This window comes from Maritalea sp. YIW29 (assembly GCF_057219265.1).
This window is the reverse complement of record NZ_JBXVVF010000001.1, coordinates 947,997-960,574: the sequence shown is the minus strand read 5'-3', so window position 1 is coordinate 960,574 and position 12,578 is coordinate 947,997. Positions and strand designations below refer to the sequence as shown.

Sequence of the window (12,578 nt, the reverse complement as noted above, 5' to 3'; positions counted from 1 at the left end):
TAACCGCAGCTTTAGCTAAGCATTAGCATTTTGCCAGCGTTGAAACGCTAAGATCCATTGACCGCCGCACACCTCCCCCAATTTGATCAATGCAGCAATTTACGCGCCAATTGATTCTGCCGTTCGATTACGCGTGGCAGGTCGAGAGTTGTGATCTGACCATCTCGAACAATCTGGCGTCCTTCAACAAACGAATGTTTGACCCGCGTCGGGCCAGCCAGCAGCAACGCGGCTGGGTCCCAACTTCCAGCGCTTTCAATGCCGGATACATCCCAAACCGCGATGTCAGCTCGTTTTCCAACTTCTAACCGGCCGCATTCGGTGCGATTTAAGACATCAGCGCCACCGCGTGTGGAAATTTCCAACGCCTCCCGCGCTGACATGGCATCGGCTCCGTTTGCAACTCTTTGCAACAGCATTGATTGGCGTGCCTCCAAAATCAAATTGCTGCCATCGTTGCTTGCAGAGCCGTCGACGCCAAGGCCAACATTTACCCCTTTGTCCCGCATTTTGCGGATGGGTGCGATGCCGCTGCCAAGGCGGCAATTGGAACAGGGGCAATGCGCCAACCCGGTCCCACTGCGTGCGAATAATTCGATTTCTTGGTTATCAAGTTTGACACAGTGTGCGTGCCAAACGTCTGAGCCGATCCAGCCTAGATCTTCGATATATTGACCGGGACGACACCCAAATTTCTCTAAGGAATAAGCGATGTCTTCATCATTTTCCGCAAGATGCGTATGAAGCATAACGCCCTTATCGCGGGCGAGAAGCGCAGATTCGTGCATCAGATCGCGGGTTACTGAAAACGGGGAACAAGGCGCGATGCCGACCCGAACCATTGAACTTTTTGAGCTGTCGTGGAAGGCGTCAACAACCCGGATCGAGTCGTTCAAAATTGCCTGTTCCTGTTCAACAAGCTCGTCAGGCGGCAAGCCGCCGTCACGTTCGCCAATGCTCATTGAGCCGCGCGTGGGATGAAAACGTAGCCCCACGTCTTGTGCGGCGGCAATTGTATCGTCGAGCCGAGACCCATTGGGGTAAAGATAAAGATGGTCGGCGCTAAGGGTGCAGCCAGATAAAGCCAATTCGGCCAATCCAATTTGGGCTGAAACATACATTTCCTCCGGCCCAAAGCGCGACCAAATCGGGTACAAACTCTTCAGCCAACCAAACAGAAGGGCATTTTGCCCTTCGGGAACTGCTTTCGTCAGAGATTGAAAAAGATGATGATGGGTATTCACTAAACCCGGCGTCACAACGCAACCTCGCACGTCATGGACTTCGCCTGCACCAACAAGATCGGTACCAATTTCTGTGATTACGCCATCCTGAAACCGTATGTCAGATTCACTAAATTCCTGACGCTGGTCATCCATCGTCAGAATTACTGCTGCGTTTTTGATGAGAGTTTCGGCCATTCGTGCATCCTCAATGACCTGTTTCAGAGGAAGTTACACGTGCCGATGGAAAACAGGTTCAAGAACCGACATTCGGGAAAATACAAATTTCACCAGACAGTGTCAATATTGCAGGCCCTGACGCTAATCCGGATTAGCTCGCAAAAAAGCCGCCCAATCCACACGTGATTTGGGCGGCCAATTGATTACTCGTCTTTATCCAGCTTTTGTTGATCCAGCCGCTTTTCTTCCAAATTTGCGGCGGCCTCCTGCAGCTTCTTCTCAGCTTTAGTGAGGCCAAATTTGGCCCGGTTGGTGTCGGCTTTTGCTTCTTTTTCAGAACGCGCTTTGTTTTTGCGTGCCTGACGAAGATTTACAATTTCAGCCAATGTCCACTCCCTAAGCCCTAAACCAATCGACTTTGTTCAACCGCAGCAGCGATGAACGAAGAGAACAATGGATGAGGCTCAAATGGACGAGACTTCAACTCAGGGTGATACTGCACGCCGATGAACCAAGGATGGTCTGTGCGTTCAACAATCTCTGGCAATGTGCCATCAGGTGAAAGGCCTGAGAACAGTAATCCATTCGCCTCAAGTACCTTGCGATACTCCATATTGACTTCCCAACGGTGGCGATGACGCTCTGAAATTTCAGTCGATCCATAAATGTCCGCCACGCGGCTGCCACGCACAAGTTGAGCTGGATATGCCCCTACCCGCATGGTGCCACCTAGGTCTGTGTCGTCCGAACGTTCTTGCTTCTGGTTGTCTTTGGTCCACTCGGTCATCAAGCCAACAACTGGCTCTTTGGATGGGCCAAATTCAGTTGACCCGGCATTTTTGATGCCTGCGGTATTTCGAGCAGCTTCAATACATGCCATTTGCATGCCGAAACAAATGCCGAAATATGGCACGTCACGTAGCCGCGCAAATTGTGCAGCCGCAATCTTGCCTTCAGACCCACGTTCGCCGAAGCCACCCGGCACAAGAATGCCGTGAATGCCTTCAAGGTGCGGCGCAGGGTCATCACTTTCAAATACTTCACTGTCAATCCACTGCAGGTTGACCTTCACTTTGTTGGCGATACCACCATGCACAAGCGCTTCCGAAAGCGACTTGTAAGCATCCAACAGACCAGTATATTTGCCGACAACAGCGATATTTACTTCGCCATCCGGATTGTGAATACGGTCCGAGACTTCAAGCCATTTGCTTAAATCTGGCTTCTGTTCGGTTTCCAAACCAAAAGCCTTAAGCACTTCAACATCTAGGCCTTCATCGTGGTAGGCGATCGGCACGTCATAAATGCTCTTAACGTCTAGGCCTTGGATAACCGCGCTTTCTCGCACATTACAGAACTGAGAAAGCTTGCGGCGCTCACCCTCTGGAATTTCACGATCACAACGAACCAGCAAAATATCAGGCTGAATACCAATCGAGCGAAGTTCTTTAACCGAGTGCTGCGTTGGTTTTGTTTTCAACTCTCCGGCGCTTGGGATGTATGGCATCAATGTCAGATGCACATAAATCGCATCGCCACGCGGCAATTCGTTGCCAAGCTGACGGATCGCTTCAAAGAATGGTAGCGCTTCAATATCGCCGACAGTGCCGCCGATTTCACACAACACAAAATCATAATCGTCATTATCTGACAGAACGAAGTTCTTGATTTCATCCGTTACGTGCGGAATGACTTGCACCGTTGCGCCAAGATAGTCGCCACGTCGCTCTTTCGCGATAATGTTCGAATAGATCCGGCCTGTGGTGATATTGTCCTGCTGATTTGCAGAACGCCCCGTAAACCGTTCGTAATGTCCAAGATCCAGGTCAGTTTCTGCGCCGTCATCGGTCACGAAAACTTCCCCATGCTGATAGGGTGACATTGTTCCGGGATCAACATTTAGATACGGATCTAGCTTACGCAAGCGGACTTTATATCCACGCGCCTGAAGTGCTGCCCCTAGTGCAGCTGAAGCTAGCCCCTTACCCAATGAAGAAACCACGCCACCAGTAATAAAAATATACCGAGCCATGGGCCTTTACCTTAATGCTGAATTTGATTGATTCGAAGTCAAAACTTCGCGTTAAACCCAAAAAAAGACGGGGGCCAATAACCCCCGCCTAATTTAGTCTCTAATTTCATACCCTTACTGGGATGGCGCTGTTGGCGTCGTCTCAGCTGGAGCCTCTGCTTCAGGTACCGGAAGATCAAGTCCGGAGGAATCTTCGCCGGAAAGATCATTCAAAGCATCAAGAACGGTAACATTACCGTCTGTTTGCTCTGTGGCACGCTCAAGGATTGAGGACGATTCATTGTTCAATTGACTTAGGACCGTAAGGCCAATTGAAGTTGCAAAGAACAACGCGGCCAATATGGCGGTTGTTTTGGTCAACAGGTTTGCTGAACCACGTGCGGACATAAGCCCGCCGCCGCCGCCGCCGCCGATGCCAAGCGCGCCGCCTTCGGAGCGCTGCAACAAGATCACTGTAATAAGCGCAACAACGATAAACAGGTGCGCAACAATAAGAACTGTTTCCATGTTGGAAATCTTCTCTTGAGTTAAATTCTGAATTTTGGGTTTCTACACACTAATATGGCGCTTGGCCAGAGCCAATCAACAATTTGTGCGCCGCTTTGGTTAAGCTGCTTCAATAATACCCAAAAAGTCGTCAGCTTTAAGGCTTGCACCGCCCACTAACGCCCCATTTACGTTCTCAACACCCAATAGTTCTTTCGCATTTGCCGGTTTCACCGACCCGCCATAAAGAATCTTGATTGTCTCCCCTGCCTCACCAAATCGTTCCACGAGCGCAGCGCGAATAGCATTGTGCATTTCATCAACGTCCGCAACAGAAGCCGTTTTGCCGGTTCCAATCGCCCAAATTGGTTCGTAAGCCACAATAATTGATTGTTTCGCGCTAAAGTCCGGGCAGGAATTGATGATCTGGTTTACGACCACTTCAATGGCCTTGCCGCTTTCCCTAATTTCCAGTGATTCTCCACAGCACACGATTGGTACAATGCCGCCTTCAAGCGCTGCAGCAGCCTTGGCGCGGATATCCGCGTCGCTCTCATCGTAAGCACCGCGACGTTCTGAATGTCCAACAATCACATACTTGCCGCCCGCTTCGCTGATCATGGAAACGCTTATATCACCGGTATAGGCACCGCTGGCCTCGGCATGACAATTCTGCGCGCCGGTTTGCGCAGCACATTCGCTTAGCGCAACACTTACACGGTGCAGCAACGTTGCCGGCGGACAAATTGCAACGTCGGCATTCATTTCTTGGGACGCGAGGCGATCTTTAATCACTTCAACTTCTAAGAATGATCCGGTGTCACCATTCATTTTCCAGTTTCCAGCGATTAATGGTGTGATATTTTTCATCATTTATGTCCCTCTAAACCTCACTCTTCGCGTTCCATGCGAAATAAAATTAGTCTTAGCGCAAAACACCCAATTCTCACCCTTGCGATTTTCTTCGCACCCTGTCTATTATGCGCCGCTCCAAGCCGGGGTAATTCCGAGCTGGAAATTGGCAATAATAATAAACGGATGCGAAATGCTAGATACCATTAAACGCTATTCAAACACTTGGGTCGCAAAAATTCTTATGGGCTTGTTGATCCTGAGCTTTGGCCTCTTCGGTATCGCAAATGTGTTCACAAATCTAGGGACCACAAATGTCGCGCGCGTAGGCAATCAGTCTATATCGTCTGTTGACTTCGAACGTGCCTATCGTGGACAACTCAATGCATTTGCTCAGCAAACGGGTCAAGTTCCCACGCCAGAACAGGCTGTAGCCTTTGGTATTCCTGGCTCTGTTGTTAGTGAATTGGCAGGAACGGCGACAGTCGACAACCTCGTTGAGAACTTTGGCGTTGGCGCGTCTGACGACATGGTGGCAAAGCTTGTTGCACAAGATCCAAACTTTTCCAGTACACTTGGACTTTTTGATCGCCAGCGTTTCAATCAGATATTGGCTCAAAGTGGGTACACTGAAAGCGAATATGTAAAAGCGCAGGCTGGCAGCGTAAAACGCTCTCAAATTGTTGATGGCCTGTTCGGCGGCATTTCTGCGCCAAAGACCATCCTTGAAATTTCCAATCGTTATGAAAATGATAGTCGCACATTGGACTATTTCACTTTGGGTGATACTGCCCTTGGCGAAGTCCCTGCGCCGACCGAAGAGGAACTGGCCGCTTATTTGGCTGATAACCAGCACCTCTATCGAACGCAAGAAATTCGAAACATTGATCTTTTGGTGCTGACACCGGCTACTTTGGCGAAAACAATTTCAGTAACAGACGCAGATATCGATGCAGAATATGCCAAAACTGGCGCTTCATTTATCTCACCTGAAACGCGCGACGTAAAAGTCATCACATTGAATGATAGTGGGCAGGCCTCTGTTTTGGCCGGTCTTAACGTTTCTGGCAGTGCATTCGACAATTTGCTGAACTCTTTAGGGCTCAGTGACAATGTTCAAGAGTTGGGCCAAGTGGCTCAAGCCGACATTGAAGATGCAGATGTTGCAGCGGCCGCCTTTGCGAGCGCTGCGGGCATATCAGTCGTTCCTGACGAAACAGCAACAAAGATGGTGGTTGTTTCAAATATCGTTGCAGGCGGACAACAGCCACTGAGCGAAGTGCGCGATCAAGTGGCACAACTCGCTGCAGAACGCCAAGCAAAATCACTCATCATCGACAAAATTGATGAAATCGAAGAACTTCGCGCCACGTTAGCGCCAATTCAATCAATCGCTGCCCAATTTGATCTGACGGTGGAGACTGTTGACGTCACTTCTTCTGGCGGTGGCCTTATCGGTCTTGAAAGTCTACCAGCAGACGCCCCTGGCCGCCTTTTGCCGGCAATTGCAGCAGCGGAACAAGGCAAGCTTCTACCAGCCGTCACGCTGGGTGCTGATTCAATGGCTTGGTTTGATTTGAATTCAACAACTGAAGCACGCGATCAGACAGTTGATGAAGTACGTCTGATCCTGCTGGCATCTTGGATTCAAGATAAGAATGACATAGCGCTTGAGGAAAAAGCGAGCGAGCTTGTAGCATCGCTCAACGACGGTGGCGATATTTTTGAAGTCGCTTCAACTGTGGGACAAATCCCATTGCCTTCACTCAATGTCACACGCCAAGGCGACGGCGGCGCGATTACCGCGCAAGTCGCATCGGCTGCGTTCCAAGGTGGAGAAGACTATGTCGGTTCAGCAAGAACCAATGACGGGAACTATGTGATCTTTAAAGTCTCGTCTTTGAATGACGCTGATCCCGCTGACGTTAATCAAGAATTGCTCAGCCGTTTGGGCGTTGGTCTTGCTGATAATGTTTATCAGCAATTCATCGCGGCCAAGCGTGACGATTTTGGTTTCAGTGTAAACCAGACCGCTATCAACCAACTGCTTGCGCTTAGCGCAGGCACACACTCTCGATAAGTTTTAAGGAAATGAAATGCATGACGCACACTTTGCCGCCTTTGCAGAACTCTATGATCAAGGCAGTTCGCAAGTGGTGTGGCGTCGCGTGGTGGCAGACCTTGAAACACCCGTTGGTGCATATTTAAAGCTTTCTGCTGGGCGTAAAAACACGTTCCTACTCGAATCTGTTCATGGTGGAGCGACCCGAGGTCGTTACTCCATGATCGGGCTTGAACCGGATCTGCTGTTCAAAGTTGATCGTGGCCAAGCCTCAATCAATCATAACCCGCAGCTGGAACCAGACGCCTTTACGCCCCTTGCGGGAAAGCCCTTGGATGAACTGCGCATTCTGCTCGACCAGTCTGCACTTGAAATCCCAATGGACTTGCCGCCAATGTCGGCCGGCATTTTTGGCTTTCTTGGCTATGACATGGTTCGCGAAATCGAAACATTGCCGGATCAGAATGAGGACACGATTGGAGCACCCGACGCACTCTTGATGCGCCCGTCTTTACTCGCTGTATTTGATACGGTGAAGGACGAGTTATATTTCGCAACACCCGTGCGTCCCAAAGAAGGCCTTTCAGCTCAGTCTGCCCATGACGCAGCTCAGGAGCGATTGGAGGCGGCAATTGCACGATTGTCTAATCGTGCACCATTGGCCAAAGAACGGGTCGAACTCTCAGAACTTAAATTTGAAAGCAACACGTCCAAACAAGAATTTGAAGACATGGTTGGGGCTGCGAAAGACTACATTCGCGCCGGTGACATATTTCAAGTCGTGTTGAGCCAGCGCTTCACCGCAGATTTCAAACTACCGCCAGTCGCGTTTTATCGGGCGCTACGCCGCACCAACCCAAGTCCATATATGTATTTCTTGGATTTTGACGATTTGGCGATTGCTGGATCAAGCCCAGAGATTTTGGTGCGTGTGCAGGATCAAAAGGTTTCGGTTCGTCCAATTGCGGGCACCCGCAAACGTGGCGCTACGCCAGAACGTGATCGCGAGATGGCCGAAGAACTTTTGGCAGATCCAAAGGAACTTGCCGAACATTTGATGCTGCTCGATCTTGGGCGAAACGATGTTGGCCGCGTGGCGGAAATTGGATCAGTTGAAGTAACCGACCAATTCTTCCTCGAGTATTACTCTCACGTGATGCACATTGTCTCGAACGTTGAGGGCAAATTACGCGGCGATCTCGACAATATCGATGCACTGGGCGCTGGCTTTCCTGCAGGCACTGTTTCGGGTGCACCAAAAGTCCGCGCCATGGAAATTATCGACGAGTTGGAAAAGCACCGGCGCGGCATTTATGCGGGCTGCGTAGGCTATTTTAGCGCTGACGGCTGGATGGATACGTGTATCGTATTGCGCACAGCGGTCATCAAAGACGGCAAAATCCACGTGCAAGCGGGCGCAGGCATTGTTGCTGACAGCAAGTCAGAACTTGAGCAGCTAGAATGCGAAAACAAAGCACGGGCATTGACCAGTGCAGCCCAAGAAGCTTTACGCTATGCAGATGAGCCGGAGATGGGCCAATGACCAAACTGCTGGTGATCGATAATTACGACAGTTTTACATATAACCTGGTTCACCTAATCGGTGGTTTGGATGACGTGCAAATAGAGGTCGTGCGCAACGACAAAATTACCTTGGATGAAATTGAGAAGATGGCGCCGGATGGCATAATCATTTCACCTGGTCCCAAAACCCCAAAGGAAGCAGGCATTTGTGTGCCGCTGGTTGAACGGTTTAAAAGCGAAATTCCGATGTTTGGGGTTTGCCTTGGCCACCAATCAATTGGCGACGCATTTGGGGCTGAAGTCGTGCGCGCATCACGCATGATGCATGGCAAAACATCAACCATTCGACATGAAGGCAAAAGTGTATTTAAAGGGTTGAATAGTGATGGGATAACAGCCACGCGTTATCATTCTTTGACTATCGAACCAAAAAGTTTGCCAAGCGAACTAGAAGTCACGGCAACATCGGATGACGGTATGATTATGGGCATTGCCCATAAGAGATGGCCATTGCACGGCGTGCAATTTCACCCGGAAAGCATCCGTTCCGAAAGTGGGACGCAATTGGTTCAAAACTTCATCGATATCGCAAATTCATTCAACAGTGCCAAAAGTGGGAGCGCATCATGAACATCAAAGAAACGCTCAACACCCTCGCCGCTGGGACTGACCTTAGTTTTGAGCAAATGCGTGACGTTATGAATATCATCATGACCGGCGCTGCCACGCCTTCGCAAATTGGCGCATTCTTGATGGCGCTGCGGGTCAAAGGCGAAACCGTGGAAGAAATCGCCGGTGCTGTATCGATTCTACGTGACAAGATGACGGGTGTTGATGCGCCGCAGGATGCAATCGATATTGTGGGTACTGGCGGCGACGGCGTTGGGACATACAACATTTCAACCACCGCTTCGATCATCGTAGCGTCTGCTGGCTGCCCAGTAGCCAAACACGGCAACAAAGCCCTCTCTTCAAAGTCTGGTAGCTCCGAGGCGCTATTGGCCCTTGGCGTCGAACTCGACTTGCCGGCAGCCGGCATTTCAGCCTGTATTGAACGTGCAGGCATTGGTTTCATGTTTGCACCAAACCATCATGCCGCCATGCGGTTTGTTGGTCCGTCCCGTCAAGAAATGGGCGTACGCACAATCTTCAACCTGTTGGGTCCGCAATCCAATCCTGCTGGCGTCAAAAATTACCTGCTTGGCGTTTATGACAAGCAGTGGGTTCGTCCCGTTGCCGAATCTCTTTTGAAAAACGGCGCCAAGTCAGCTTGGGTGGTATTCGGCAATGACGGATTAGACGAGTTGACCACAACCACTTCAAGCCATGTTGCACAAATCAAAGACGGCAAGATTTCTGAGTTTGAAATTTCTCCAGAAGATGCCGGTCTACCAACTGCAAAGACTGAGGACATTCTGGGCGGCACGCCGGAACAAAACGCTGCTGCCATGCGCGAATTATTTGACGGTGTGCCTTCAGCCTATCGCGACATTTCGTTATTAAACGCCGCGGCAGCCTTCTTGATCTTAAACAAGGTGGACGACCTAAAGGCTGGTGTAAAACTCGCTGCAGAACAAGTTGATAGCGGTGCTGCAAAAGCAAAATTGGACGAATTGGTTCGGGTTTCGAACGAGGTTGCAAAATGACAACGGATATTTTGAAAAAGATCGAAACCTACAAGCGCGAAGAAATCGCAACAGCTAAGGGCAATCTTCCATTTGGCGACTTAGAAACTTTGGCCAAAAACGCCGATGCGCCTCGCGGGTTTCTCAATGCACTTAAGGCAAAGCGTGCCGCAAAAAAATATGCGTTGATTGCCGAGGTCAAAAAAGCAAGCCCGTCAAAAGGATTGATCCGCGAAGATTTTAACCCGGAAGCCCACGCCAGTGACTATGAAGTTGGCGGCGCGGCCTGCCTTTCTGTCCTAACGGATAGCCCGTCATTTCAAGGCGCTCCCAGTTTTCTAAAGGAAGCGCGTGCGGCGACTTCCCTGCCCGTTTTGCGCAAAGACTTTATGTACGACACCTATCAAGTGGCAGAGGCACGCGCTTGGGGCGCAGATTGCATTCTCATCATCATGGCGGCTGTGGACGACAAACTGGCTGAAGACCTAAACGCTGCTGCCAAATATTGGAACATTGACGCGTTGATCGAAGTCCATGACGCAGTAGAACTTGATCGTGCGCTTAAGCTGGATGCAGAACTGATCGGCATCAACAACCGCAACTTGCGCACATTTGAAACAAGCCTTGATACGACAATCGAGTTGGCACGAAATGTTCCAGATGATCGCCTGCTTGTCAGCGAAAGCGGCATCTTCACTTTTGATGACGTCAAAATGCTTGAAGACAAATCCAATGTCGGCACCTTCCTTGTTGGGGAAAGCCTGATGCGGCAAAACGATGTTGCCGCCGCAACTCGTTTGCTTTTGACCGGAAATGAGGCAGCGTAGATGGGCGACAAACTCACTCACCTTAATGATGAAGGCGAAGTACATATGGTTGATGTCGGTGGCAAAGCACCTTCTCAACGCCAAGCCGTCGCAACATCAAAAATTACGATGAGTGATGACGCCTTTCAAGCCATTCTAAATGGCAACCTTAAAAAAGGCGATGCATTAGGTGTCGCCCGGGTTGCAGGCATTATGGCGGCGAAAAACACCTCCAACATGATCCCGCTTTGCCATCCGCTTGCATTGACCAAAATTGAAATTTCGATTGAACCAAGCGAAACATCTTCAAGTTTTGACATTTCAGCACTTGTTCGGGTTGAAGGCAAAACAGGGGTCGAAATGGAAGCCCTCACCGCTGCATCGGTTACGGCACTTACTATTTACGACATGGCCAAAGCGCTCGACAAATCCATGGTCATTGGCCCCACCCAGTTAGAACAAAAGTCTGGCGGTAAGTCAGGCGACTATGATCGAGAACAATAATGTCCCTTTTGCCTGTCGCAGATGCACTTAAGATCATCACAGATGCTGTAACGCCGCTGGAACTTGAAACCGTGCCGCTTGCCGAGGCGAACAACAGGTTGCTGGCAAAAGACATAACGGCAAGTTTTGATCAGCCGCCATTCGACGGTAGCGCCATGGACGGTTACGCGCTCAACTCTGATGACGGTGCCAATGGCACAGTCTTGGACGTTGTTGGAATTTCTGCAGCTGGTGAAGCGTTTGAAGGGCAAATCGCACCTGGCCAATGCACGCGCATCTACACTGGCGCGCCGATGCCCAAAGGTGCTGACTGCGTTGTTATGCAGGAAAAAGTAACCCGTGATGGCGATCAGATCACTTTGCAGGCGGATATTGCGCCACAACAGAATGTGCGTGCAAAAGGCAATGACTTTGCAACTGGCGACGTTCTTATCCGTTCGGGAACCGAGCTATCGCCTTTTCACCTCGCTTTGGCTGCAGCCGCAAATCATGCAGAATTGCCAGTGCGCCAAGCGCCAACACTCACATTGGTTGCAACCGGTGATGAATTGGTGCCGCCGGGTAGCGCATTGGCTAAAGACCAGATCATTGCGTCGAACAGTTCTGGCTTGATGCCACTGTTCAAAACGTTTGGCGCAAATGTCAGCGAAGGCGGGATCATCAAGGATGATAAAGCCACGCTTAAAGCTGAACTGAAACGCCTTTTGGACGACGAACCAGACATTTTGGTCACGACCGGCGGCGCGAGTGTCGGCGACCGAGATTATGTCAAAGAAGTACTTGAAGAACTCGGCGTTGAACTTAGCTTCTGGCGCATTGCGGTTCGCCCCGGCAAACCACTCATGTTCGGCACCAAAGGTAAAACCACAATCTTCGGCCTACCGGGCAATCCAGTGTCCGCACTCGTCACCGGTACTGTTTTTGTGGTGCCAGCGATCAAAGCAAAACTCGGTCAGGCGACAGAACACAACATCATCAAATTGCCGCTGCACGGTGATATGAACAGCAATGGACCACGCCAGCACTACCGGCGGGCGAAACTGATTGTTTCGGACAGTGGCACTTTGAGCGTTGATCCAAACATGCAGGCGGACAGCGCCCACCTCACTTCATTGTCGCAAAGTGATTGCTTTGTGGTGCAACCTCCGCTTTGCGACGGAAAATCGGCTGGTGCAATGGTTGAAATATTGATGTTGTCATGGGCAATTAGATAGTTGAACATCGCTCACTCCAAGTCCCTATCTCAATAGTTGAATAGAACTCTGCGTCAGCAAGAACGGATAA

The 12,578-nt window shown here is 50.2% G+C and carries 12 protein-coding genes; 7 read left to right on the top strand and 5 right to left on the bottom strand.

Annotated elements, in window-relative coordinates; all coding sequences use genetic code 11:
- Positions 1-86 precede the first annotated feature (86 nt).
- The 5 genes from AC2D8L_RS04685 to tpiA form a co-directional block, all read right to left on the bottom strand.
- Positions 87-1,421, bottom strand: coding sequence for an 8-oxoguanine deaminase (locus tag AC2D8L_RS04685; protein ID WP_484684280.1), 1,335 nt, complete (start codon positions 1,419-1,421; stop codon positions 87-89).
- A gap of 185 nt (positions 1,422-1,606) precedes the next feature.
- Positions 1,607-1,789, bottom strand: coding sequence for a DUF4169 family protein (locus AC2D8L_RS04680; protein WP_484684279.1), 183 nt, complete (start codon positions 1,787-1,789; stop codon positions 1,607-1,609).
- A 17-nt stretch (positions 1,790-1,806) separates the two neighbouring features.
- Complete coding sequence (gene pyrG, locus AC2D8L_RS04675) at positions 1,807-3,435, bottom strand: CTP synthase (RefSeq protein WP_484684278.1); 1,629 nt, start codon at positions 3,433-3,435, stop codon at positions 1,807-1,809.
- Between the two features lie 114 nt (positions 3,436-3,549).
- Positions 3,550-3,942 (bottom strand): preprotein translocase subunit SecG, encoded by a 393-nt coding sequence (secG, locus tag AC2D8L_RS04670; RefSeq protein ID WP_484684277.1) that lies wholly within the window; start codon positions 3,940-3,942, stop codon positions 3,550-3,552.
- A 99-nt stretch (positions 3,943-4,041) separates the two neighbouring features.
- Positions 4,042-4,794 (bottom strand): triose-phosphate isomerase, encoded by a 753-nt coding sequence (tpiA, locus tag AC2D8L_RS04665; protein ID WP_484684276.1) that lies wholly within the window; start codon positions 4,792-4,794, stop codon positions 4,042-4,044.
- Between the two features lie 172 nt (positions 4,795-4,966).
- Here tpiA and AC2D8L_RS04660 point away from each other — a divergent pair, with 172 nt between their 5' ends.
- From AC2D8L_RS04660 to AC2D8L_RS04630, 7 genes are read left to right on the top strand one after another with little or no spacing between them, the layout of a single operon-like run.
- Positions 4,967-6,853, top strand: coding sequence for a SurA N-terminal domain-containing protein (locus AC2D8L_RS04660; RefSeq protein WP_484684275.1), 1,887 nt, complete (start codon positions 4,967-4,969; stop codon positions 6,851-6,853).
- Between the two features lie 16 nt (positions 6,854-6,869).
- Positions 6,870-8,378, top strand: coding sequence for an anthranilate synthase component I (gene trpE / locus AC2D8L_RS04655; RefSeq protein WP_484684274.1), 1,509 nt, complete (start codon positions 6,870-6,872; stop codon positions 8,376-8,378).
- Positions 8,375-8,989, top strand: coding sequence for an anthranilate synthase component II (locus tag AC2D8L_RS04650; protein ID WP_484684273.1), 615 nt, complete (start codon positions 8,375-8,377; stop codon positions 8,987-8,989). Before trpE ends, AC2D8L_RS04650 begins: the two co-directional genes overlap by 4 nt.
- Positions 8,983-10,005 (top strand): anthranilate phosphoribosyltransferase, encoded by a 1,023-nt coding sequence (gene trpD, locus AC2D8L_RS04645; RefSeq protein WP_484685152.1) that lies wholly within the window; start codon positions 8,983-8,985, stop codon positions 10,003-10,005. The genes AC2D8L_RS04650 and trpD overlap by 7 nt, the downstream gene beginning before the upstream one ends.
- Positions 10,002-10,811 (top strand): indole-3-glycerol phosphate synthase TrpC, encoded by an 810-nt coding sequence (trpC, locus tag AC2D8L_RS04640; RefSeq protein WP_484684272.1) that lies wholly within the window; start codon positions 10,002-10,004, stop codon positions 10,809-10,811. Before trpD ends, trpC begins: the two co-directional genes overlap by 4 nt.
- Positions 10,812-11,294, top strand: coding sequence for a cyclic pyranopterin monophosphate synthase MoaC (moaC, locus tag AC2D8L_RS04635; protein WP_484684271.1), 483 nt, complete (start codon positions 10,812-10,814; stop codon positions 11,292-11,294).
- Positions 11,294-12,508 (top strand): molybdopterin molybdotransferase MoeA, encoded by a 1,215-nt coding sequence (locus AC2D8L_RS04630; RefSeq protein ID WP_484684270.1) that lies wholly within the window; start codon positions 11,294-11,296, stop codon positions 12,506-12,508. The genes moaC and AC2D8L_RS04630 overlap by 1 nt, the downstream gene beginning before the upstream one ends.
- Positions 12,509-12,578 lie beyond the last annotated feature (70 nt).

What these genes read in the sequence shown, in the direction of transcription:
- AC2D8L_RS04685 (WP_484684280.1), bottom strand. Translation starts at nt 1,421, where the DNA reads ATGGCCGAAACTCTCATCAAAAACGCAGCAGTAATTCTGACGATGGAT.
- pyrG (WP_484684278.1), bottom strand. Translation starts at nt 3,435, where the DNA reads ATGGCTCGGTATATTTTTATTACTGGTGGCGTGGTTTCTTCATTGGGT.
- secG (WP_484684277.1), bottom strand. Translation starts at nt 3,942, where the DNA reads ATGGAAACAGTTCTTATTGTTGCGCACCTGTTTATCGTTGTTGCGCTT.
- tpiA (WP_484684276.1), bottom strand. Translation starts at nt 4,794, where the DNA reads ATGATGAAAAATATCACACCATTAATCGCTGGAAACTGGAAAATGAAT.
- AC2D8L_RS04660 (WP_484684275.1), top strand. Translation starts at nt 4,967, where the DNA reads ATGCTAGATACCATTAAACGCTATTCAAACACTTGGGTCGCAAAAATT.
- trpE (WP_484684274.1), top strand. Translation starts at nt 6,870, where the DNA reads ATGCATGACGCACACTTTGCCGCCTTTGCAGAACTCTATGATCAAGGC.
- AC2D8L_RS04650 (WP_484684273.1), top strand. Translation starts at nt 8,375, where the DNA reads ATGACCAAACTGCTGGTGATCGATAATTACGACAGTTTTACATATAAC.
- trpC (WP_484684272.1), top strand. Translation starts at nt 10,002, where the DNA reads ATGACAACGGATATTTTGAAAAAGATCGAAACCTACAAGCGCGAAGAA.
- moaC (WP_484684271.1), top strand. Translation starts at nt 10,812, where the DNA reads ATGGGCGACAAACTCACTCACCTTAATGATGAAGGCGAAGTACATATG.
- AC2D8L_RS04630 (WP_484684270.1), top strand. Translation starts at nt 11,294, where the DNA reads ATGTCCCTTTTGCCTGTCGCAGATGCACTTAAGATCATCACAGATGCT.